Origin of the sequence: Methylobacterium sp. HMF5984 (assembly GCF_045033435.1) — a bacterium.
In the GTDB taxonomy this organism is placed as follows: domain Bacteria; phylum Pseudomonadota; class Alphaproteobacteria; order Rhizobiales; family Beijerinckiaceae; genus Methylobacterium.
Genome location: NZ_JBJFLN010000001.1, coordinates 863,733 through 886,485 on the forward strand (window position 1 = coordinate 863,733; position 22,753 = coordinate 886,485).

18 protein-coding genes and 3 pseudogenes are annotated in these 22,753 nt (G+C 66.9%); 7 read left to right on the forward strand and 14 right to left on the reverse strand.

Annotated elements, in window-relative coordinates; genetic code table 11:
- Positions 1–317: 317 nt before the first annotated feature.
- Positions 318–1,226, reverse strand: a complete 909-nt coding sequence (locus tag ACFZ8E_RS04145; protein WP_405042081.1) for a Ku protein — start codon at positions 1,224–1,226, stop codon at positions 318–320.
- Positions 1,227–1,431: 205 nt separating this feature from the next.
- On the opposite strand from ACFZ8E_RS04145, the gene ligD reads away from it, so the two are divergent.
- The 3 genes from ligD (at position 1,432) to ACFZ8E_RS04160 (ending at position 7,394) form a co-directional block, all read left to right on the forward strand.
- Positions 1,432–3,939 (forward strand): DNA ligase D, encoded by a 2,508-nt coding sequence (ligD, locus tag ACFZ8E_RS04150; RefSeq protein ID WP_405044322.1) that lies wholly within the window; start codon positions 1,432–1,434, stop codon positions 3,937–3,939.
- Positions 3,940–4,119: 180 nt separating this feature from the next.
- Entirely contained in the window at positions 4,120–4,380 is a 261-nt protein-coding gene (locus ACFZ8E_RS04155; protein ID WP_405042082.1) for a hypothetical protein, read from the forward strand.
- Between the two features lie 362 nt (positions 4,381–4,742).
- Positions 4,743–7,394 (forward strand): EAL domain-containing protein, encoded by a 2,652-nt coding sequence (locus ACFZ8E_RS04160; protein ID WP_405042083.1) that lies wholly within the window; start codon positions 4,743–4,745, stop codon positions 7,392–7,394.
- Between the two features lie 460 nt (positions 7,395–7,854).
- On the opposite strand, the pseudogene ACFZ8E_RS04165 reads toward ACFZ8E_RS04160, so the two are convergent.
- From ACFZ8E_RS04165 to ACFZ8E_RS04200, 8 genes and pseudogenes are all read right to left on the reverse strand, one after another.
- Positions 7,855–8,007, reverse strand: a pseudogene (locus ACFZ8E_RS04165) (IS3 family transposase); the annotation flags it as partial.
- Between the two features lie 53 nt (positions 8,008–8,060).
- Positions 8,061–9,083, reverse strand: coding sequence for a zinc-binding alcohol dehydrogenase family protein (locus ACFZ8E_RS04170; RefSeq protein WP_405042084.1), 1,023 nt, complete (start codon positions 9,081–9,083; stop codon positions 8,061–8,063).
- Positions 9,084–9,500: 417 nt separating this feature from the next.
- Positions 9,501–9,812 carry a Rieske (2Fe-2S) protein gene (locus tag ACFZ8E_RS04175; protein WP_405042085.1) on the reverse strand — a complete coding sequence of 104 codons (312 nt, stop codon included), beginning with the start codon at positions 9,810–9,812 and terminating at the stop codon, positions 9,501–9,503.
- 13 nt (positions 9,813–9,825) lie between these two features.
- Positions 9,826–10,239 (reverse strand): annotated as a pseudogene (locus tag ACFZ8E_RS04180) (ABC transporter ATP-binding protein); the annotation flags it as partial.
- A gap of 40 nt (positions 10,240–10,279) precedes the next feature.
- Positions 10,280–11,041: pseudogene (locus tag ACFZ8E_RS04185) on the reverse strand (M20/M25/M40 family metallo-hydrolase); the annotation flags it as partial.
- Between the two features lie 47 nt (positions 11,042–11,088).
- Positions 11,089–11,241, reverse strand: coding sequence for a hypothetical protein (locus tag ACFZ8E_RS04190; protein WP_405042086.1), 153 nt, complete (start codon positions 11,239–11,241; stop codon positions 11,089–11,091).
- A gap of 132 nt (positions 11,242–11,373) precedes the next feature.
- Entirely contained in the window at positions 11,374–11,676 is a 303-nt protein-coding gene (locus ACFZ8E_RS04195) for a class II aldolase/adducin family protein (RefSeq protein ID WP_405044323.1), read from the reverse strand.
- Between the two features lie 105 nt (positions 11,677–11,781).
- Complete coding sequence (locus ACFZ8E_RS04200) at positions 11,782–12,762, reverse strand: LysR family transcriptional regulator (protein WP_405044324.1); 981 nt, start codon at positions 12,760–12,762, stop codon at positions 11,782–11,784.
- Positions 12,763–12,862: 100 nt separating this feature from the next.
- Between ACFZ8E_RS04200 and ACFZ8E_RS04205 the strand changes: the two genes are divergently transcribed.
- Complete coding sequence (locus ACFZ8E_RS04205; RefSeq protein ID WP_405042087.1) at positions 12,863–13,606, forward strand: SDR family oxidoreductase; 744 nt, start codon at positions 12,863–12,865, stop codon at positions 13,604–13,606.
- Between the two features lie 454 nt (positions 13,607–14,060).
- Here ACFZ8E_RS04205 and ACFZ8E_RS04210 read toward each other — a convergent pair whose 3' ends face one another.
- Entirely contained in the window at positions 14,061–15,812 is a 1,752-nt protein-coding gene (locus ACFZ8E_RS04210; RefSeq protein WP_405042088.1) for an FAD-dependent oxidoreductase, read from the reverse strand.
- Between the two features lie 533 nt (positions 15,813–16,345).
- Between ACFZ8E_RS04210 and ACFZ8E_RS04215 the strand changes: the two genes are divergently transcribed.
- The 3 genes from ACFZ8E_RS04215 (at position 16,346) to ACFZ8E_RS04225 (ending at position 19,430) form a co-directional block, all read left to right on the forward strand.
- On the forward strand, positions 16,346–17,470 hold the full coding sequence (locus tag ACFZ8E_RS04215; protein ID WP_405042089.1) for an alkene reductase: 1,125 nt from the start codon (positions 16,346–16,348) through the stop codon (positions 17,468–17,470).
- A gap of 45 nt (positions 17,471–17,515) precedes the next feature.
- A complete protein-coding gene (locus tag ACFZ8E_RS04220; RefSeq protein ID WP_405042090.1) occupies positions 17,516–18,439 on the forward strand; it encodes a hypothetical protein in 924 nt (307 codons plus the stop codon).
- An 82-nt stretch (positions 18,440–18,521) separates the two neighbouring features.
- Positions 18,522–19,430 carry a LysR family transcriptional regulator gene (locus ACFZ8E_RS04225; RefSeq protein WP_405042091.1) on the forward strand — a complete coding sequence of 303 codons (909 nt, stop codon included), beginning with the start codon at positions 18,522–18,524 and terminating at the stop codon, positions 19,428–19,430.
- Between the two features lie 330 nt (positions 19,431–19,760).
- Here the strand turns inward: ACFZ8E_RS04225 and ACFZ8E_RS04230 are convergent, their stop codons facing one another.
- From ACFZ8E_RS04230 to ACFZ8E_RS04245, 4 genes are read right to left on the reverse strand one after another with little or no spacing between them, the layout of a single operon-like run.
- Positions 19,761–20,528 (reverse strand): amino acid ABC transporter ATP-binding protein, encoded by a 768-nt coding sequence (locus ACFZ8E_RS04230; RefSeq protein ID WP_279595936.1) that lies wholly within the window; start codon positions 20,526–20,528, stop codon positions 19,761–19,763.
- Positions 20,521–21,177, reverse strand: coding sequence for an amino acid ABC transporter permease (locus ACFZ8E_RS04235; protein WP_405042092.1), 657 nt, complete (start codon positions 21,175–21,177; stop codon positions 20,521–20,523). The genes ACFZ8E_RS04230 and ACFZ8E_RS04235 overlap by 8 nt, the downstream gene beginning before the upstream one ends.
- Entirely contained in the window at positions 21,177–21,827 is a 651-nt protein-coding gene (locus tag ACFZ8E_RS04240) for an amino acid ABC transporter permease (RefSeq protein WP_405042093.1), read from the reverse strand. The genes ACFZ8E_RS04235 and ACFZ8E_RS04240 overlap by 1 nt, the downstream gene beginning before the upstream one ends.
- A 45-nt stretch (positions 21,828–21,872) precedes the next feature.
- On the reverse strand, positions 21,873–22,697 hold the full coding sequence (locus ACFZ8E_RS04245) for a transporter substrate-binding domain-containing protein (protein WP_243946056.1): 825 nt from the start codon (positions 22,695–22,697) through the stop codon (positions 21,873–21,875).
- Positions 22,698–22,753: the final 56 nt, after the last annotated feature.

A 22,753-nucleotide genomic window follows, 5' to 3' on the forward strand; every position in this document is an offset into this window, starting at 1 on the left:
CGTCGAAGGGCTCTGGGAGCCATGCCTGGTTCGCCCTGCCGGTTTTCCGGCAGCTGCGATGCCCTTGGACCGGGAAAGCCCTGTCGCCACTGTATCGCGGCCGCGATTGCGCAACGTGCCGCCAGTCTCCGTGAACGCATCGCCGCGAACCGAATGGAAGGACGGCCGCCATACGCCAACCGACCGGAACAACTGTCGAATCCAGATCGATCGCTTCATGGTTCGCGCATCGGGTTAGCAACCGCAGCGAAAGCGGCCGCCGGAGAGTCGGATTGTCGGTCAAGAGCGTCGACCGGCGAGGTCGGTCACACGCCGGGTCAAGCGGCCTTCCGGGTTTTGCCGGCCAAAGCCTTGCCCGAAATGCGCTTCCTTGAAGGCGTCGAGGCCTTCGCCTTGGTCTTCCGCGGCTGCACCTTCGCTGATCCCTCCCCATTCTCGGACCTGATGCTGCGCTTAAGGGCCTCCATCAGGTTCACGACGTTACCGGAGTTCGGCGCACCGGCCTTCGCCTTGCCTTTGCCCTTGCCCTTCGCCGGCTTCGGTGCCTTGCCCTTCACCAGGGCGATCAGCGCCTCCTCGTAGCGGTCCTCGAACTTCGACGGATCGAACTTTCGGGTGGAGCGCGCGATCAGCTCCTCGGCGAGCGCCCGCATCTCGGCCGTGGGATCGCCGTCGGGCATGTCCTCGAAGTAGGCCGTCGGCGAGCGGACCTCGTCCTCGTATCGCAGCAGCGTCGCGAGCAGGCCCTTGCCGTACGGTTCGAGCAGGACCACCCGCTCGCGCTTGTAGATGACGATGCGGCCGAGCCCGGCCATGCCTTTCTTCCTCATCGCATCCCGGATCACGGCGAAGGCCTCGCGCGAGACCTTGTCCTCGGCCGCCAGGTAGTACGGCTTGTCCAGGTAGCGCTCATCGACCTCCGCGCGCCTGCAGAACGCCTCGATGTTGATCGTGTGCGTGCTCTCCAGGGCGATCTCGCTGAGTTCGTCGTCCTCGATCGGCACGAGGTCGTCCTTGGCGATCTCGCATCCCTTAACCTGATCGTCGCGATCCACGGTGTCGCCGGTCACGGAATCGACCATCAGCTGCTTGAGACGGTTGCCGGTCTCGCGGTTGATCGTATGGCACTTCAGCTCCCTCGACGAGCTGACTGCCGGATACAGTCCGACCGCACAGGAGACGAGTGAAAGTCGAAGATGACCTTTCCAGTTGGCGCGGGCTGCCACGTCCGTCTCCTGTGTCTGTCGAAGTATTTCCGGCCGCCGATGCCTTCGCGCCGCGAAGGTCGGGAGCTTGACGGTTCAACGAGAGTCCAACTCGACTCGTTCCTCCACAGGCGCAGCTGTGGATAACCTGCCCATTATTGTAGATGGCCCTGCCGAAGGAGTCGGCCCAGGAACCCGAACGGGCCGTTCCGGTTCTCACAGGACGATGACCGAGCTGCTCAGATCCTATCGGGACAAGCGGGATTTCGAGGCCTCGCCCGAGCCCAAGGGCAAGCGCGGCCGCAAGGCGGCGAAGGCGCGGTTCGTCGTCCAGAAGCACGACGCGCGGCGCCTGCACTACGACCTGCGGCTCGAGATGGACGGGGTGCTCAAGAGCTGGGCGGTGACGCGCGGACCGAGCCTGTCGCCCGCCGAGAAGCGGCTCGCGGTCCAGACGGAGGATCACCCGGTCGACTATCTGGCCTGGGAGGGCGCGATCCCGAAGGGCCAGTATGGCGGTGGGACCATGATCGTCTGGGACACCGGTTCCTGGGAGCCCATGGGTGATCCGTCCGTTGGACTGGCGAAGGGGCACCTCGAATTCGCCCTGCACGGCGAAAGGCTCGTGGGCCGATGGCATCTCGTGCGCATGAAGGGCCGCGGCGGCGAGAAGAAGCAGCCCTGGTTGCTGGTGAAGGCCGACGACGAGCACGCCCGCCGCGACGGCGACATCCTCGTCGAGCACGAGGCCTCGGTCCTGTCGGGCCGGACCAACCGGGATCTCGCCGAGGGCGGGGTCGTCAGAGCCGATCATGCGGCCCGCGCCGAGGTCGCCGCCGAGCGGAGGACGAAGCCGCCCGCGAGCCGCTCCAAGGGGGCCCGCCAGGCGATCCTGCCGCCCTTCGTCGAACCCGCGCTCGCGACCCTCGTCGACGACGTACCCACCGGCGACGGCTGGCTGTACGAGATCAAGCACGATGGCTACCGCATGCAGGCCCGCATCGACGGCGGCTCGGTGAAGCTTCTGACGCGCTCGGGCCTCGACTGGACCGCGAAGTTCGAAGCCGCGGCCCAGGCCCTGAAGGGTATGAAGCTGCCCTCGGCCCTGATCGACGCCGAAATCGTCGTCGAGACGGAGAGCGGAGTCTCCAGCTTCTCCGCCCTGCAACAGGCGCTCGCCGCCGGCGATACGGGATCGGCGGTCGTCTGCGCCTTCGATCTGCTCTACCTCGACGGCAGGGATCTGCGTGCCCTGCCCCTGACCGAACGCAAGGACCTGCTGCTGCAGGTCCTCGACGACGCCCCGCCGGGCGGCCCCATCCGGTTCAGCGAGCATCTCGCCGCCGATGGCGAGGCCATGGCGCGCCACGCCTGCAGGCTCGGACTGGAAGGCATCGTCGCCAAGCGCGCTGACGCGCCCCACCGCTCGGGCCGGACCGATGCCTGGCGCAAGATCAAATGCAGCTTGTCGAAGGAGTTCGTCGTCGCCGGCTACATGCCGTCGACCACCGCGTCCAGGTCCGTCGGGTCGTTGATCCTCGGGACGCACGAGGACGGCACCCTCGTCCACGTCGGGCGGGTCGGCACCGGCTTCCGCGACGCGGTTGCGCGGGATCTCTGGACGCAGCTGGAACCGCTGCGCATCCCGGCGGCGCCCTTCGCGGCCGAGCTGCCGCCGCCGGCGCGCCGCAACGCCCGCTGGGTCGAGCCCCGGCTCGTCTGCGAGGTCACGTTCCGCGGGTGGACGGGCGACGGCCAGCTTCGGCACGCATCCTTCAAGACCCTCCGGAGCGACGTGCGGCCTGAGGAGGTCGTACGGGAGAAGGGGGCCGCGGCCGCGAAGCCTCGTATGCGGAAGCCGCCGGTGAAGGCCACGCCGCTGACGCATCCGGATCGCGTGCTCTGGCCCGACGTCGGCCTGACCAAGGAGGGTCTCGCCGAGTATTACGAAGAGGTTGCCGACCGAATCCTGCCGCACGTCGTCGACCGGCCGCTGTCGCTTCTCCGGTGCCCGGATGGCCTCGGATCCTGCTTCTACCAGAAACACGCCTGGGCCGGCCTCGACGACCGCCATATCCGGTCCGTGGACGGGGAGAACACCGTGGTGATCCGGGATCGGGATGGCCTTCGCGCCCTCGTCCAGTCGAGCGTGCTGGAGATCCATCCATGGGGGGCGACGGTCTCGGACCCGAATCGGCCGGACCGGCTGGTGTTCGACCTGGATCCGGGCGACGGCGTCGCGTGGGACGATCTCGTTGCCGGCGCGCTGGAGGTGCGCGAGCGGATGTCGGCTTCGGGCCTCGCCAGCTTCGTGAAGACCACCGGCGGCAAGGGGCTGCACGTCATCGTGCCGATCGAGCCGAAGGTCGGCTGGGACGAGGCCAAGGCCTTCGCGAAGCGCATCGCATCCGAGATGGCGAAGGACGTCCCCGACAGCTTCGTTGCGACCGTGTCGAGGAAGGCCAGGGAGGGACGGATTTACGTGGACTACCTGCGCAACCAGCAAGGAGCGACCGCCGTCGCGGCCTTCTCCACCCGGGCGCGCCCCGGGGCGCCCGTATCCGTTCCCATCGATTGGAACGAACTTCCGTCGCTCGGCTCCGGGGCGCGCTTCGACGTTACAAGCCTGCTGGGGCGCCTGTCCGCATTACAGCGCGATCCCTGGACTGGGTTCGAACGGGCGGCTCGTCCGCTCGAAGTTGCTGGGCGCCGACCCCGTCGACGGACCTCGTAGGCGAAACCTGACGCTTGGTACCCATTCACGAGGGGCGTTTGGGCTGGCGACCAGACTTTGGTCCTTCGTCCCGAAGTGGATGTTCCACCGTCGACCCAAACTCGCCGCTCAAGGCTGCTCGCGCCGGGACCGAAAGCGGTCATTCGGCCAACTGCCGTCCTTGCAGCAGCGAACCCAGCAATGACCGTTCGCCCGTCCGCGGCCGCGTTCGAACCGGAAAAGAAGTGCCTCGGCCGGGTGCGGTCATTCGATCGCTATCGGCGTTTCGCTCAGGAGGCCTGGGACATCCTGCCGGATCGCGTAACGATGCGTGTGAGCGACATCACGCTCTGGATCAGTGCCGATTTGGTCCAGGAGCCCTACCAGCATGGGCAGATCCAGAGCTTGGACACAGTCAGGAAGCGATCAAGGAGCTGGTGTACCGCAAGCGATATTTCGTGAGCGATGACGACGTCGACGAGAATGCGGCGGAGGAACGAGCAAGGTGTCTTAGAAGAGACTTATCTTCCTTCTTGCCCTAGCGGATACTGAGACCAGTATCATCCCCTTCACGCCGGGTAAGAAAACATGTGGCTCTCCGACGAAGCCAGGCCCGATCGAAACGACGCCCTGTTCGCTCGACGAAGATCCCGCGAATGTCCCTGAGCGTGAAGGGGTTAAGCCGCCGCTGGCACCTTCCGTTCGCAGGCGGGCTCAAGAGGGCTGTTGCTCGGGGATAGGTCTGTTCTCAGCATACAATTGTCGGCAGCGATCCAGGCAGGATTAAGGATCGATTAAGCCGCCGTGAGCGAGACATCGCGTAAATGTTGGTTTCAAAAATGGTGGATCGCCCGATCCTGGAGTTCACGCTGATGAACACCCCCTTGTTGCGATCTTCCAATGAGGCCGAGCGCCTTGCCGCCCTGCGTGACCTGAACATCCTTGATACCGCACCGGAGACCCAGTTCGATGCGATCTGCCGTACGGCGCAGGTCTTGTTCGGAATGCCGATTGCCCTGGTCTCGCTCCTCGACGAAGACCGCCAGTGGTTCAAGGCGCGCTGCGGGCTGAGCCACGACGCAACGTCCCGGGACGTCGCATTCTGCAACCATACCATCCAGGCCGACGAGGTCCTCATCGTCGAGGATGCCCGTGACGATGCCCGGTTCAAGTCGAACCCCCTTGTCACGGGGGAGCCGGGCATCCGCTTCTATGCCGGCGCACCGCTGATCCTGAGGTCCGGCATCCGCGTCGGATCACTCTGCATCATCGACACCGAGCCGCGACGCTTCTCGAGCGAGCAGGGCCGCCAGCTCCGCGACCTGGCCGAGGTCGTGACCGCGAACCTGCGCGTCTACCAGGATCGTACCGAGCATCGTCGCGTGGCGGCGACGCTGGCGGATACCGATGATGCGTTGCGCGACGCCCGATCCCGCTACGCCTCACTCGCCGACGCCCTGCCGCAGATGGTGTGGACCGTCTCGCCCGAAGACCGCGTCACCGCCTACCGGAACGCGAGCTTCCGTGCCTACTACGGCGAGACCGACGGTTCGCGCGGCCGGGCCCACAGCCGCAACCATCCGGGTGACGTCGACCGCATGTCGAGCGCCTGGGAGGCCGCGGTCTCGGGCAAGCAGGCTTTCGAACTCGAAGGTCGCCTCAGGCGGCATGACGGCGACTACCGCTGGCACCGGATCGTCATGATCCCGCTGAAGCGCAGCGGAGAGGTAATCGAGTGGCTCGGTACCGCGCTCGATATCGACCACATCATCGCGGCACAGACCGCGCTGAAGGCGACCGGAGACCTCCTGCGTCTCGCCCAGGAGGCGGCCGAGGCGGGCATCTGGGAGTGGGACATGCGCGACGACGTCGTCCGGCTCTCATCGATGAGCGCCCGCATGCACAACCTTCCGGTACCGGTCGGCCAGGACGCGATGGAGATCCCGCTGGCCGATTGGAAGGTGCAGGTTCATCCCGACGACCTTCCTAAGGTCTGGGACGAGGTAAAGCGCGCCATAGCCGATCGGACCACGTACAGCTGCGAGTTCCGCATTGCCAATCCTGCGGTCCCGGCCGAACCGCGATGGATGCAGTCTTTCGGTCGCATGCTCGACGACGCGGCCGGCGAGCCCGTCCGCTGCGTCGGCCTCCAGATCGACATCACGGATCGAAAGGTCTCCGAGGCGCGCATCGCCCACGTCGCGAGTCACGACAACCTCACCGACCTACCCAATCGGGTGGTCTTCCACGCGACGCTCGAAAGATCCCTCGCGGATCTCGGAAACGGTCAAGCCGCGCTGCTCTGCCTCGACCTCGACCGCTTCAAGACCGTCAACGACACGCTCGGACACCATGCCGGGGACAGGCTCCTACGCGTCGTCGCCGACCGTTTGAGGGACTCCGTCGGGAATGAGGGCGTCATCGCGCGCCTCGGCGGGGACGAGTTCGCGATCATCCTGCCGGGGGCCGGGCTTGAGACCGCGCAGGCGCTCGCACGGACCGTCATCGACGCCATCGGCCAACCGATCCATCTCGGCAGCCAGGTGGTGACCATCGGCGCGAGCATCGGGATCGCGCTCGCACCGGAACATGGACTGGAGGTAGATCTTCTGCATCGCCATGCCGACCTCGCCCTCTACCGGGCCAAGGGGGCCGGACGGAACAGCTCCCAGGTCTACACCAAGGGAATGGACGAAGCCCTGGAGGACAGGAACAAGCTTGAGTTCGACATGCATCTCGCCCATCGCAAGGCGGAGTTTCGGCTGTATTACCAACCCGTCGTCGCACTGACGGACGGGCAGGTCCGTGGCTTCGAGGCCTTGATGCGCTGGCCGCATCCGATCCGCGGGATGGTCTCGCCGGCCGAATTCATCCCGATCGCAGAGGAGACTGGCCTGGTGGTTCCCCTCGGGACCTGGGCACTGGAGGAGGCCTGTCGCTTCGCCGCGTCGTGGCCGATCCAGGCGCGCATCGCCGTCAACGTCTCGGCGGTCCAGTTCCAGCAGCCCGGCCTTGAAGCGGCCGTTGTGAACGCCCTTGCGGTCTCCGGTCTCGCGGCCAACAGGCTCGAACTGGAGATCACAGAGAGCCTGATGATCCAGGATGGCGACGCGGTCATCGCCTGCCTGCATAGGCTTCGGTCCATCGGCGTCCGCATCGCCCTGGACGATTTCGGGACGGGGTACTCCAGCCTGAGCTACCTTCGGCGCTTCCCGTTCGACAAGATCAAGATCGACCGGTCGTTCGTACGCGAGATCGACGACCCCGACGCGCAGGCCATCGTCCGCGCCGTGGTCAGCATCGGCGAACGTCTTGGGACCGCGATCACCGCCGAGGGTGTCGAGACTGAGGATCAACTCGCCCTGGTGACCCAAACGGGATGCACGGAGGTTCAGGGTTTCCTGTTCGGCAAGCCGATGACGCCCGAGCAGGCCCTGGCTTTTATGAGAGAGCAAACCCCGCGGAAGGCGGCGTGAAGCAGCCGTCATTTTACAACCGCAAGATCAATGTCTTCTCGAGGACCGGACGCGGCTGTAAGCAGCCAGACGTTTCCCACCCCGAACGGTCATTCCGGATCCGACTCGGCCCGGCTGACATACCCGGCTTGCCTCGGCTTCCGATGCAGACGCTCGAACATGCTGGTGCTGTGCTGCGCTAACCGGGACATCACGCGGACCTCCGGCCGGGTTCGCGGGAGCCCGTGGCTAGGCGGTGGTTAGGCGTCGGGACTTCGCGTGGCGCCTTGACGGTGATGGCGACCTTCTGACCGACGAATTCAACACTATCGGCGCACCGGCGTGTGTTGCGCCGCCCGACCGCTTCGGGCGCCTTCCCACGTGGCAGCCAGCGCGGCGGTACGGCCGCGCTGGCCCGACCCGGCTCAGCGCAGGAGCTGGAGGATGCCCTGGTTGGCGCTGTTGGCCAGCGACAGCGCCGAGATCGCCAGCGACCGGCGCGTCGACAGTCCGTGACCTCCGTTATCTCGATCGACGGGATTGCTTCGGCAACCTTGCGGCCATGCAACACCAGGACATCCACCTGACGCAACTTCGCGACGATTTCTCCAGCCGTATGCTGCTTCCGACCCATGATGACATCCTCCACATGGCTCTGGGACGACCACTTTTCAGGGGCAGGCCAGCTTAATCGTCGAAGCCTTCCAGAACGACTTTGCCCTTCGCGCGACCGCTCTCGATCAGTGCATGAGCCCGCGCGAGGTTGGTGGCATTGAGAGGTCCGAATGACTCATTGAGCGTGCTGTGGAGTTTTCCCGCGTCGATCAGGCGGGAGACCTCGGTGAGGATCTCGTGCTGCCGCTCCATGTCTGCCGTTCCGAACAGCGAGCGGGTGAACATCAGCTCCCAGTGAAGCGACAGGCTCTTTGGCTTGAGCGGCATCACGTCGAGGGTTGCAGGATCGTCGATCAGGCCGAGCCGCCCCTGCGGCGCAAGCAGTTCAATGATCTGAGGCAAATGCGCATCGGTCCCTGTCGTCGCAAACACGAAGCCCGGTACGCTGACCAGACCCAGGGCCGCTACCTCGGCGGCGAGCGGCTTGGAATGGTCGACGATGTGGTGGGCGCCGAGATCCCGGCACCATTGTGCGGTCTCGGGGCGCGACGCGGTAGCGATCACCGTCAGTTCGGTAAGCTGCCGGGCGAGCTGAATCGCGATCGACCCGACGCCACCCGCGCCGCCTATGATCAGGAGCGCAGTCGCGGCGCCTGGCACTAGCTTGGAGACGTCGAGACGGTCGAACAGCATCTCCCAGGCGGTCAGCGCTGTGAGCGGCAATGCGGCGGCGGCCGAGAAGCCCAGGGTGTCGGGCTTCCGCCCGACCAGGCGCTCGTCCACACATTGCAGGGTAGCGTTGCTGCCAGGTCTATCGAGGGCACCGGCATAGAACACCGCGTCGCCGGGCTTGAACAGGCGCGCCTCGGGACCGACGGCCGTGACGATTCCGGCCGCATCCCAGCCGAGAATCTTCGGCGTGCAGGCCTGCTGATAGACCCCCTGCCGCACCTTGGTGTCGATTGGGTTCACGGAGACGGCGTGGACGCGCACGAGCAGGTCGCGGCCGGTGGGGACGGGATCGGCGAAGGTCGTGTCCACAAGCGCGCCCGGCGCCGCGATTGGTGAACCTTCGGTGTAGGTGACGGCACGCATGGCTCTCTCCTAACGCTTGGTTCGATGTCGCCCAGGGATGAAGGGCCTTGAAGCCAGCTCATATAGGCCGGGAAACGGATCGGATGAGTGCCGGGTGGGGGCCGCCGCCATTGACGGCGCCGTGGGACCGAACGGCTCAAGCGTCGTTCACGCCGGCATCGGACGACGGCTCGGCATATCGACATTGATCGACCCCCACGAGGCAGTCGCGGCCCACGTCTCCATCATGACGCCGGATCGCTCGCGGGCCCGCCGCCGTGAAGGGTGCTTCGTTCCAAGCCTGGGCGTCGGCGGGCGTGTCGAAAGCATCGGGGGCAACGACGGCATCTCGCGGAACGCTGGCGATTGAAGGCCGAGGATGCCCTGACTGTCCGGCGCGTTTCCATTTCGATGGATTCGCGTCGTACATTCCATGCTTCAGGTCGGATCGATAGTTATCCAGAGTTCGTCAAGTGACTGATCTACGAGATAGAGGCGAAGCGCACGGAAGGACCAGCCCGGAGAGACCGTTCCCGACCTAAGGTCGAAGGAGGCCTGGTGCCTCGGACAATGGATCCGGCCCGCCGCGCAGCGCCCGAGCGACAGGTCGGCGCCTTCGTGAGGGCAAGCCCGCTCCGCCGCGACGAGCCTTTCGCCGTCCCGCATGAGGATCAGGTGTTGCCCCCGCACGAGAATCGGCGTCGGCGCCGGCCCGTCGAGGATGTCGAGAGGACCGAGGTGCAACCGCACGGGCCGCTCCGGGTCAGCCACCGAGGTAGGCGTCGCGAACGTGCGGATCGGCGATCAGGTCGGCGCCCTTGCCCGCGAGCACGATGCGGCCGGTCTCCAACAAGTAGGCGTAGTCGCAGAGTTCCAAGGCCGCGAAGGCGTTCTGCTCGACGAGCAGGACCGTCGTCCCGGCATCGCAGATCGCGCGGATCACCGAGAACATCCGCTCGACGATGTTGGGGGCGAGCCCCAGGGACGGTTCGTCGAACAGGACGAGCTTGGGCCGCGCCATCAGCGCTCGGCCGATCGCCAGCATCTGCTGCTCGCCCCCCGAAAGGGTTCCGGCCGCCTGCGCCCGGCGCTCGGCGAGACGCGGGAACTCGCCGTAGATCCGGGCGAGGTCGGCGGCGATGCCGGCCTTGTCTCGCCGGAGAATGGGCCCGGCCGCCGACGGGGCCGACCGCACGGAGAGTCGGGCAGCCGACGCTGGCGGTGAATCCGGAATCGGCGCAGCCGCCCGTGAACGCGCCCGAGACCGTCGCGCCGTAGCGCACGCTCGCTCCGGCATAGGCCTCGAACAGGGCGCGCGAGGCCGCATCCTGCAGCGGCAGGAATTCCCCGCGGATCGTCAAAGCGGCCGAGGCGCCGGGAAGCATGGCCTCGGTTACGATCGCCGCGATGCGTGCCATGGCTGCTTCGCGATCCTCCGGGCGGACGTAGCGCAGGTCGATCTCGCAGGTGGCGAGCGGCGCGACCGTGTTGACCGACTGGCCGCCCGAGACGAGTCCGACGTTCACGGTGGTGCCGCGTTCGAGGTCGGTGATCGCATGCAGCGCGATCGTCTTATGGGCGAGTTCGCCGATGGCGCTGGTCCCGCCCGCGGGGTCGGCGCCGGAATGGACAGCCTTGCCATGCACCGTCGACGCCATGAACACGCCGCCCTTGCGGCCCGTCACCACATCGCCCGACGGACGCCCCGGCTCCGAATTCAGCACCGCGCGCGCGCCGCGCGTCGTCTCCTCGATGATCGGGCGGCAGGCCGGCGACGCGGTCTCCTCGTCGCTGGTGAACAGGCCGACGAGCGGAGACGGTGCCCCGCCCACCCGTTGGAAGGCGGCGAGGCGGAAGGCGTTCATCACGAGCCAGGCCTTCATGTCGGCGACGCCCGGGCCGTAGGCGCGACCATCCGAGACCCGGAACGGCCGCCGCGCGGCCTCGCCGGTCGAGAACACCGTGTCGCGGTGCCCCATCAGCACCGCCGGCCGATTGGCGGCTCCGCGCCCGGCCACGTGGGCCTTCAGCGCATCGCCGTATCCTGCGATCGGGATCGTGGCGACGGACACACCATGCTCGGCGAGAACCCACCGATCCGGGCAGCGACGGCATCGACGCCGGCCTCCTCGTAGGAATTGGAATCGATGTTCACGAGAACCGCGAGCAGGGCCAGCATCGCGGCCTCCCGTGCTTCGAGCCAGCGGACCGTGTCGGCGCCTCTGTCGGACAGCGCAACTCCCATCGGGCTGCCCCGGCACTTGGGACGGATGGATCCGCCGCCGGCCGTGCCTTCGTTCCTTCCGCCGCGTCAGTCCCGGTACGCCGGCTCCTCGCGATCCAGGATTCTCCGGATCGCGGACAGGGGCAGGCGGGCGGATTCGGGATCGCCGGCGCGCATCTGGCGGGCCGTGGCTTCGGCGATCGCGGGATCCACGCGAATGACCTGGCGCCCGGTCGAGAGCGCCAGGGTCTGCACCTCGGCAGCCCGCTCGAGATCGTAGAGGTCGTCCCAGGCTTCCGCGATGGTCGGCCCCAGGACCATCCCCCCGTGATGCTTCATGAAGAGGCAACCGAACCTTGATCTTGCTTCCGGAAGAAGACGTTCCGTCAGCGACTCGAGCCGGTCGCTTCGTGTCCGGCGAAGGCTCCCCGCAAGTGGATCGCTATCGAGCGCGATGGCCTTGCCGTCAGCCTTCGAGCTCGGTCGCCATCGAGCTTAGACGGGCTTACCAACACGATCCTGGGACATGCGGCCCACATGAGCTGCCACTGTCACGTCCCAGGGCGCCGGGGTTCGAAAGATTTCGCCGAGGAAGGTCAGGAACGCCTTCACGTTTGGATTGCCCCGGCGGCTCTCCGGCCACAGGGCGATCATTGCGTGGCGGTCCACGGAATACTCATGCAGGATCGGGATGAGTTCGCCGCGTTCGACGAAGGGAGCCGCCAGATAGGTCGGCGAGATGCCGATGCCGCCACCCGCGACGAGAGCGGATGCAACGGCGTCGCTGTTGTCGGTGACGATGCCGGCGTTGGGTACGATCTCCAGGATGCGATCCCCGGCTCGAAAAGGCCAGCGTAGCGCTTGGCCAGTGCTCTGGAAGCGAAAGTTCACGCAGTCGTGGTCCACGAGTTCGTCCGGATGCCGTGGGGTTCCGCGCCGGACCAGATAGGCCGGGGATGCGAATGCGCAGACACGGTGTGGCGCCAGCGTTCGAGCGATCAGTCGGCTGTCTCCGAGATCCCCGACGCGGATGGCGACGTCGATGCCGTCCGCGATCAGGTCGGCAAAGCCATCGCCGAGGCGCAGGTCCACCATCAGCTTCGGGTAGCGCTGACGGAAACGGGGCAGTGCCGGAGCAATCAGGTGCAGCCCTACCGGCAACGGCGCCGTGACCTTCAGGGTCCCCGCCGGTTCCGAGCGGGCCGCCACCGCCATCTGCTCGATCTCCTCGGCATCGCGTAGCAGGCGAAGCGCTCGCTCGTGCAGGTCGTGTCCTTCCGAAGTGAGCGTGAGCGACCGGGTGGTTCGGTGGAAGAGGCGCAGACCAAGATGCTGCTCTAGGCGCTGGACGCTTTTGCTCACCGCAGAAGGCGAGATCGAGAGCGCGCGCGCTGCCGCGGTATAGCTCCCCAGCGAGCCGGCACGAGCGAATGCGATGAGGCCGGTGAGCCGGTCGAGCCCAATTTGTGCCGTCATGGCGTAACTGAACCGCCATGCGGCAGAATTATCAAGCCCAAAGCGAAGATCTAGGTTTTGGTCCCCGGCGACCGACGCCCCGAGCACGAGGATCAGCACCATGAACGACATCAGCTCGCTTGCGGCTTCCACCCTTCAAGATCGCGCCGTCGTCATCTTCGGTGGCACCTCCGGCATCGGTTTGGCCTCCGCGATCCAGGCCAAGGCCGCGGGCGCCAAGGTCATCGTCGTCGGGTTCAACCCTGAGGGCGCGGAGCGGGTCGCGACGGAGAACGGCTTCAATGGCTGGCGTGCGGCCGACGTGACCAAGCCCGAGACCATCGCACAGGCCCTCGCGGACATCCCGCACGTGGACCACCTCGTCCTCCTCGCCGGCACCTTCGTCGCCGGCAAGGTCCTGGATGCCGAGGTCGAGTACCTGAAGCGCGCCTTCGACGAGCGGATCTGGGCGGCCGTCCATACCCTACGGACGCTCGGTGAACGCCTCGCTTCCGATGGCTCGGTGACCTTCATCTCGGGAGCGCTGGCGGATCGCCCGAGCGCCCAGGGAACGGCAGTGCTCGCCGCCGCCTCGGCCGCGATGGAGGCTTTTGCCCGGGGTCTGGCGCTGGAACTCGCGCCGATACGCGTGAATACGCTCTCACCCGGCACCACGGACACGCCGCTTCTCTCCCGTACGCTGGGCACGCATCGCGACGCCTACGTCGCCGCCCTCACCGAGAAGCTCCCCCAGCGTCGTCTCGGCACGGCGGAGGAGGCTGGTACAGCGGTCGTCTTCCTCATGAGCAACGGCTTCATGAACGGCGAGACCCTCCACATCGACGGCGGCGCACGGCTGGTCTGACCGCCCGGCCAAACCTCGCCGAAGTCTGCCTGCCGAAAGTCGTTGCCCGAACGAAGGTCCGCTTCATAGCTTGAGTTCCCCGAAGCGGATCAACCCCCAATCCATTCGACCTGGACGTAGGTCATCCTCCACCAAGCTACCGAGAAGCGGACCTCCCCAGGGTCCGGAAGGGCCGAGAGCGGAACGTCCGAGTCGGGTAGGTTTCCGCATATCTACTCTTGGAACGCAAACCCGAGTAACCGGACGTGAGCGCTGAATGCGACGCATGTCGGCTATTCGCCCATTCCGATCGGTCGTGAACGCCGGAGGGCATCCGACCGCCGATGCCCTGGGGGCGCGGCGGTCTGCAGGGCACGAAAGGACGGGGGGGCCGGCGCCACGCCGACCCGGCGGCTTGATCCCTGAACCTAGCGCCTGACCTTGCCGCGGTTCTCGATCGGTTGCCGGACAGCCGCTAGGCAGCCTCGCGCGCAAGGGTGGGCAGGTCCGCCCCGGCCTCGATCTCGGCCGCCGAGGGAAGACTTCCGAGGCCGAGCAAGTGCAGGAAGGCGGTGAAGGCACTGTTGCGGCCGATGCTGCAGGCGGCGGTCACTCTGTCGCCGGTGACGTAATAGGCGATGAAGTCGAGGGCGGCGGGGTCGCCCTGAACGATGATCCGGTCGAAACCTTTGGCGTATCCACCGTAATCGAGCCGCTTGTCGCCCTGGTTGCTCCAGAAGAATGGAGCACCTGCGAACACGCCGCTTCGGCCGAGGATGGCATGGGCCACATGGGTGCCGTGCTGCTGCGCGAGACGCCAATGCTCGATCCGTGCGGTCTCGCCGCTCGCCCTCTCCGGGAAAGTGGCGATATCGCCTGCGATCCAGACGCCGTCCGCGAGCTTGAGGTCCCCGCCGACCTCGAGACCGCCGCCCTCGCCGGGCTCGACGCCCGCGATCAGGCTGCTTTCCGGATCTGCACCTGCGCCGACGAGAACGATGTCGGCCGGGAGGCGCCGTCCGTCCTTCGTCTCGACAGCTTCGACACGACTGATGCCAGTGATCCTGACGACGGAGCCGGTCTCGAACGTGACGCCGTTGTCGGCATGGTACTGCTTCAGCGCTGCACCCACCGCCTCGCCGAAGCGCTTGGCGAAGGGCACCTCCTCGCGCGCCAGCACGGTTACGGACAGCCCGCGCTTGTTGAGGAACGCAGCGGCCTCCATGCCGATGAAGCCGGCGCCCACCACGACGACCGACCCTCCCGCGCGCGCCGCCTCGCTGATGCGGATCGCGTCGTCGAGACTGCGCAAAATGAAGACCCCGCCGAGGTCCTTGCCGGGGAAGTCGGGCAGCACCGCCCGACTTCCGGTGGCAACGAGGATCGCGTCGGCCTCGAAGGTCCGGCCGTCTCCCAAGGTGATGTCGCGTCGGGAGGGATCGACCTTGACGACCTCCCCGGTGATACGCTCGACCTTGTTGATCTGGTCGAAATCGGGCTCGATCAGCACCTTTTCCGGCGGGGTCGGCTTGGCGAGGAACTGCTTGGAGAGCTTCGTCCGGTCGTAGGGCGGGTGCGCCTCGCGGCCGACCATGGTGATCGGCCCGTCATAGCCTTCGCGGCGCAGGGTCTTCACGCAGGCGACGGCCGCTGCGCCCGAGCCGACGATGAGCACGCTCTCCACGACCGCGCTCGCCGTCTTTGCCGGCGCCGGCGCCGGCGTGAGGGTCGCGACGGCTTCTGACCCCTCGATGCGGACAAGGTAGCGCGTCAGGGAGTCGAGGGCCGGCGGCTCCTCGAGGCTTCCGTCGGCCAGCGCGAAAGCGGCCTTGTGCCAGGGGCAGTAGAGGCGTCCGCCGCAGATCTCGCCCTTGGCGAGCGGCGCCCCGAGATGCGGGCACTTGGCCTGAAACGCCCGCACACCGGAGGCGTCGCGCACGAACAGCACCTTCTCATCCCCGGCCGATCCCTCCTTCATGCCCCCCATCGGGATCGCTTCGAGGGCAAGGCGGATTTCGGTTCCGGGCATGGCTGGCGTCGCTCCTAGTGAGCGCCATCGCGCCCGGCCTATCAAGTCGCCCAACCTGTTCCAGTTGCCTCTTGCCCGGCCGGGAACGCGGTGGAACGCGGACCCGTGAGATCGCTTCAAGCATCCGTCGTCGTCCGGTTGCGCCGCAACCTCACCGGCGTTGGGGCGCCTCTTAGGAGCACACAGATACTGCTTCATTCCTCACAGGATGATGCTCGAACCGCTGGATCGAACACATGAACCGATCGGACGTCCGCTTCTGGGTCTTATGGAACCCCCCTGCGACGGCGCAATCGGGTCGAGACCTGTCCGTCCGCTCTAGGGTTGGGGTCTGGCCGAGGATGCCGCCGTCGAGCTCGCCGTCCTGGTGGTGTCGTCGGCCGCGCGCCATTCCCGAATGGCTGGCGCAGTCTCCCGAGCCGGTAGCTAGGGACCGTATGCCTTCCGCCTGGATGCCCTTCGAGGGGGGCGCTCGATTCGGTTGAGGATGAGATCACGGCCCGTCCTGCGACCACCGGGATGCATGGCGGAGGTAGGGGGCGGCATCACAAGACCTTGCTGGGCCTGTACGGCCTACCGACCCCTCTCCCCCGCGGACGCAGCGATTGGGGACGTGGTGTCCCGTTAGATCCGATCCGATCCGGCTTCCTCGGACGCCGGCTGCCCTTATCCTTCAGAAGTCACGTGCCGCCGGAAGGCAGGAACCGGCAGCCCAGTCCGAAAGGAACCTCGTGTCCCCATTGTTCACTTCGTTTTCCCTTGCAGGGCTCGAGCTGGCGAATCGGATCGTGATGGCGCCGCTGACCCGGTCCAGGGCAGCGAACGACGCCGCCGACACGATGACCGCGCTCTACTACACGCAGCGGGCGACCGCAGGGCTGATCGTGTCCGAGGGCACGACCATCAGCGAGGAGGGACGGGGCTACCTGTTTAACCCCGGCATCTTCTCAGCCCCGCAGGTCGCCGGGTGGAAGACTGTTACCGACTCGGTCCGCGGCGCCGGCGGCCACATGTTCGCTCAGCTCTGGCACGTGGGACGCGTATCGCACACGTCACTTCAGAAGGACCAGGGTCTGCCGGTCAGCGCCTCGGCCAGGACGGCGGCGGGCGCCAAGGCCTACGCCTACGACGATGGCGGCAAGCCGGCCTTCGTAAAGACGTCCACGCCGCGCGCCCTGTCGACGGACGAAGTCCGCCGGGTGGTAGAAAACTTCGCGACGGCCGCCTCGAACGCCGTCGCGGCCGGGTTCGACGGTGTCGAGATCCACGGCGCCAACGGCTACCTGCACGAGCAATTTCTCAACCCGTACGTGAACGACCGCACCGACCGCTACACTGGGGCAACGGTCGCGGGCCGCATCGCCTTCACGCTCGACGTGGTCGACGCCATTGCCGCACGCATCGGAGCCTCCAAGGTCGGCATCCGGATCTCGCCCTATGGCCGGCTGTTCGACATGCCCGCCTACGACGGAACCGAGGTGACCTACCTCACGCTGGCGGCGGAGCTCGACCGGCGCGGCATCGCCTACATCCACGTCATGGACCAGTCGGGCTTCGACACCGGCGAGATGGCGGTGGATGAGATTCCGGCTCAGCCCCCCTTCTGGGATAAACTCCGCAAGGCCTTCCCGACCGGCGCGATCATCCTTGCCGGGGGCATGACCCTCGACCGGGCGAACGCGCTCATCAGCGAGGGGACCATCGACCTCGCCGCCTTCGGGCAGGCGTTCATCGCCAATCCGGACCTGGTCGCACGTCTGCGGGAAGGCTTCCCCCTCGCGGTCCCGGACAAGGCGACGTTCTACGGCGGCGGTGCCGAGGGATACGTCGACTACCCGTCCTACCGCGCCGCCTGATCCGCTTCGGTGGTCCCGCGCTCCGCCCCATCCAAGGATACGATCATGCCCAAGCTCGCAACATCCGTCGATTATTCTGGCCGCGACAAGCCCATCTCGATCAACTCCTACACCACGGTGCTCCGCCATCCGAAGGTGCCGCACGAGCTGTTCGCCATCTACTGGCGGGACGTGCACGGCCCGCTGTGCTCGCGCATCCCCGGGCTCGGCTGGTACGTGCAGAACCACCTCTCCCGCGAGCAGGACGCACGCCTCTGGCCGGCAATGGACGGCATCCGGCCCTTCCCAAACTACGACCTGGATGGCGGCGTCGAGATCGGCTTCCACTCCGCGGCGGACCAGGCGGCATTCAACGAGGCTTGCCCGATCCTGTTTGCGGACGAGCAGAACATGTTCGCGGCGACCGTCGCCTACGCGCTCCCGAAGGGATCGACGACATTGGTCGACCGGGTCGCGGAACCCTCCCCGAATGCCGATGACGGGCTCGACCGCATTCACCTGCATCTCGGTGCCGCCCATGACGATGCGGCGGTGTTCGGCGACCGCATCGGTCGTCTCGCCCGCGCGCTCGCCGCCGAGGAGGCGGTGCTGCGGGTTCGCCTCCATCTGCCGGAGCCTTACGACAACGCCCACCCGGCTCCCCCGGCGCCCAATGTCGGGCACGAGGTCCCGGCCGAACGTCGCCTGATCGCGATCCTCGACCTCGCCTTTGCCTCGCCCCTGGACAGGAGTCTTTTCTACGCGTCCGACGCCTTCCGACAGGCGACCAAGAATCTGGCGGCCGATATCGCCCATGCGTCTCCGTTTGCGGTCAGCGGGGTCTACACGTATGTCCGCGACAAGGAACTGACGCTCGCCGGCCTGCGGGGCAGCCGTCCGGCGCAGCTCATCGAGAGGCTCGGCGCGCGCAACCAAGTCGCCGCCGATGTCCGCCACCTGCTCCAAACCGGCACACTTCTCGACCGCTGATGACCGAAACCGGGGCACCGGTGCGGTATCGTACCGGCGAGCCCCACGCCGAAACCGGGACCGCGTCGCATGGCAGCCCCCCATGTCGCCTGAGCGCATCGAGGACATCGTCGCATTCGTGCACGCGGCGGACGCGCGGAGCTTCACGGTGGCGGCCGAGCGGCTCGGTCTTTCTCGGTCCACGGTTGGCAAGCGGATCACGCGCCTGGAGGCACGCCTCGGCGCCCGCCTGCTGCACCGCACGACCCGCAGCGTGACGCTCACCGACGAGGGCGCAAACTTCCACGGGCAATGCGCGGAGATCCTGGAAGCGCTGGAAGCCGCCGAGGCGGTGGTGACGGCACGGGGTATCGCGCCGAGTGGACGCTTGAGGATTGAACTGCCGGTCTCGCTTGGGCGCCTGCAGGTGCTGCCCATCCTCCAGCGGTACATGCGCCTCTGGCCGGCAGTAAGGTTGAACGTCAGCTTCAGCGACCGTTACGTCGACCTCATCGACGAGGGAATCGACGTCGCGGTCCGCGTCGGCGGCAGGGTCGACAGCAATCTCGTGACCAGGAAGGTGGCGGCCCACACGCTCGTGACCTGTGCCGCGCCGGACTACCTCGCCCGCCGGGGCAAGCCGGTGACCATCGAGGACCTGCTGGATCACGATTGCCTGACGTTCTCTCATGGCGGCCGCCCGGTCGAATGGCGGTTCCGCGACCACGGCGCCCGGCGGACGGTCGCGGTTGGGGGCCCGCTGACTTCCAACAACGCGGAGGGGCTGCGCGACCTGGTCGTCGCCGGCCTCGGGATCGGGCAGTTGGCCACGTTCCTCATCTCCGACGAACTGAGGGATGGCAGGCTCGTCCCGATCCTCGCGGGCCACGCGTCTGAAGGCGAGCCGCTGTCGGTCGTGTACCCGGTCCGTCGGCTCCTGCCGCCCAAGGTCACGGCGTTCGTGGACCTGCTTGTCGCGACATGGCAGCCGCGGCCGCCCTGGGACCTCTGATCGGGTCTGACGCAGCAGGCTGACGGCTGCGGGAGGAACGGCGGGGATAGTCAAGAAAGGCTCGACTCGATGGAGGGGAGCCAGGATGTCCCATCCCAGTCGGGCGGCCCTCAATCAGCAGCTGAGGCAGGCATCAATTCGCACCGGAGAGGCGCATGGACCGTTGCAGCCGCGGTTCTGTTTGGAGCACGCTACGGAACCAAGGCGCACCGGGGTGATCTGCGACCACCTGCGACCCGAGGGGGTCGTCCCGTCTGTTCCGTCGAGTATTCGAAAGCGGACGCGAGCCTCAATTTGCGGGAACGGCAGGACGAGTTGCAGGATCGCCGGTTAGGGTCGGGTCAGGAAGCGTTTGGCTCGATCCGTCCGAGGTTCGGTGAAGAATATGCCCGGTGGCGCGATTTCCCGGATGCAGCCGCTTTCCATGAAAACGATCGTGTCCGCCACATCGCGCGCGAAGCGCATCTCGTGGGTCACGATCACCATGGTCAGCCCCTCCTTCGCGAGTTCGTGGATGACGCTGAGCACCTCCCCGACCATCTCGGGATCGAGGGCACTGGTCGGCTCGTCGAACAGGATGACCTTAGGCCTCATGGCGAGGGCTCGGCTGATCGCGACGCGCTGCTTCTGACCGCCGGACAGCGTATGCGGGTAAGCGTCGGCCTTCTCCGCGAGGCCGACGCGCGCCAAGATCGCGCGGCCTTCCGCCTCGGCCTCCCGCCTCGGGCGGCGCAGGACATGGACCGGGGCCTCGACGACGTTGCCGAGCACCGTCAGATGGGGCCAGAGCGCGAAGTGCTGGAAGACCATGGCGATGCTGGTTCGCGCGGTAGCGAGTTCGCGCCGGGCCATGGGGCGCGCGGTAGCCGCCGTTCCGGTCCGGCCGATCGGCTTGCCGTGGATGAGCACCGAGCCTTTGCTGGGCTCCTCCAGCCAGTTGAGGCAGCGCAGGAGGGTCGATTTGCCCGAGCCGCTCGGCCCGAGGATGCAGGTCGTCGTGCCGGGAGCGATCTTGAGGTCGATATCGCGAAGAACCTCGAACCCGTCGAAATCCTTGCACACGCCCTGCACGGAGATGGCAGCGTCGATCTCAGCCAAAGCGCACCTTCCTCACTCTTTCCATCCGTCGCACGCCGTCCTCGACCACGAAGGACATAAGGAGGTGGAGGCCGACCGCCGCGGCGAACGGCGCGAACGGGGTGAAGGTGTTCGCGCTGACGAAATTCGCTGCGAAGGTCAGTTCCTGCACCGTGATGATCATGAGGAGGGCACTGTCCCGGATGGTCGTGATGACCTGGTTTCCGATCAACGGTGCGGCTGTGATGGCGACCTGGGGCAGGATGATGCGCCGGTAGAGCAGGCTGCGGGACAGACCGAAAGCGTGGGCGGCCTCGATGGAATCCCTGGCGACGGCGAGGAACGCGGCCCGGAAGATCTCGGCGAGATAGGCCGTGGTGTAGAGCGTCAGCGAGGCCAGTCCTGCCCACCACGGATCGAGCCTGAGGCCGAGCTCGGGCAGGCCGTAATAGACCAGATAGGCCAGCAGCAGGAACGGCACGCAGCGCAGGAGATCGACGAGTTCCGCGAGCGACCGGCGCAGCGGTCCGGGGGCCTCGGTGAGGAAGATGGCGACGAGGATGCCGAGGGGGATGCTGAGCAACAGGCACCCCAGCACCAGCGACAGGGTGTTGGCGGCCCCCCACAGGAAGACGTCCCGGCTCTGCCAGACGGCCAGCAGCCCGCTCATCAGCGCGCGCCCCCGTAACGCCGGGCGATCCTGCGCTCCACGACGCGCTGGCCCCGTACGAGCGTCGCGATCAGCGCCGTGTAGATCAGGGTCGCCACCAGGAACGGCGGCAGCGGTTCGTAGGTCTCGGCACCGACCCGGCCGGCGGCGCGGGTGATCTCCACGACGCCGATGACCGCCACCGCCGGGGTGCACTTGAGCAGGATGGTGACCTCGCTGACGAGAGGCCCGAAATTGGTCCGCCAGATCTGCGGGAAGATGATTCGCGTGAAGATCTGCCGTTCCGACAGTCCGAACACTGTGGCGGCCTCGCGCTGGTCACGCGGAAAGGTCTGGAGGGCGGCGCGCCAGATCTCGCTACTGAAGGCGGCCGTGTTCATCGTCAGGGCCAGGATGGCGGCCGGCACCGGGTCCAACTGGATGCCGGCCGACGGCAGGATGAAGAAGACGAAAAGGACGAGCGTTACGAAGGGCGTCGCCCGGACGAGGCTGACGAAGGCCGCGAGCGCTCCCGCGAGCACCGGCACTCGGCGCCAGCGCAGGAGAGCGAGGAGCAGGCCCAGGGGCAGGCTGAGCAGGATGCTGACGGCCGCCAGCGCGGCGGTGACCACCGCGCCGTCGAGGATCGTCCGGATCGCTGGCCATGTCATAGCGGCCTCTCCCCGCGCTTGAGGTGCTCGCCGCCCGGGAGCCCGCTACTTGGTCGCCGTCGCCGGCATGTCCTTGAAGGCGCGGCCCAGCCACTTCTCTTGAAGGGCGTAGAGTTCGCCGCTCGCCCGCACTTTCGCCATGAACGTGTCGAGATAGGCGAGAAGGCCGTCGTTGCCCTTGGCCACGGCCCATGCCGCATAGGTCGGCGCACCGACCGCCTCGCCCATCCTGAAGCGCTTGGGCTGATCCTTCGTCAGGCTGACGAGATTCACGACGCCGTTGATCACGTAGTCGAGCCGGCCGTTGGCGAGATCTTGGTAGGCTTCCGGCAGGGAGGTGTACTGCACCACCTTGCCGAGCTTGCCCCCGGTCTTGGCGAGGGTGGGTTCGAGATCGGCCAGGGCGGCATAAGAGGCGCCGCCGGATTGAACGCCCACCGACTTGCCGGCCAGATCAGCGACGCCCTTGATCCGGGACTCGTCAGCACGGACGACGTAGTACTGCGTGGCGTCCGCGATCGGCATGGTGAAGGCGAGGCTTTGCACGCGCTCGGGCGTGATCACGGCGGCGGTCAGGGCCACGTCGTACTTGCCCGTGGCGACGCCGGCCAGCAGCCCCGTCCAGGGGATGATCTGTTGGTCGATCTTGAACGGCGCTTCCTTGCGTAGCAGCGCCAGGAGTTCGTGGTCGAGGCCCATCGGCTTGCCGTTCTCGACGTATTCGAACGGCTTGTAGCTGTCCTCGGTCGCGACGGTCATCGTCCCCCTGGCCTTGATCTCTTCGAGGCTGGCCGCGAAGGCCTGCGAAGCGCCGACGGTCAGCATCACGGCGGCGATGATGCCAATGGTCTTGGTCCGGACGAACAGCATGACTCGATCCTTCTGCTCTCGATGATGATCGTGCCGCCGCATCCTGCGCCGGGCCG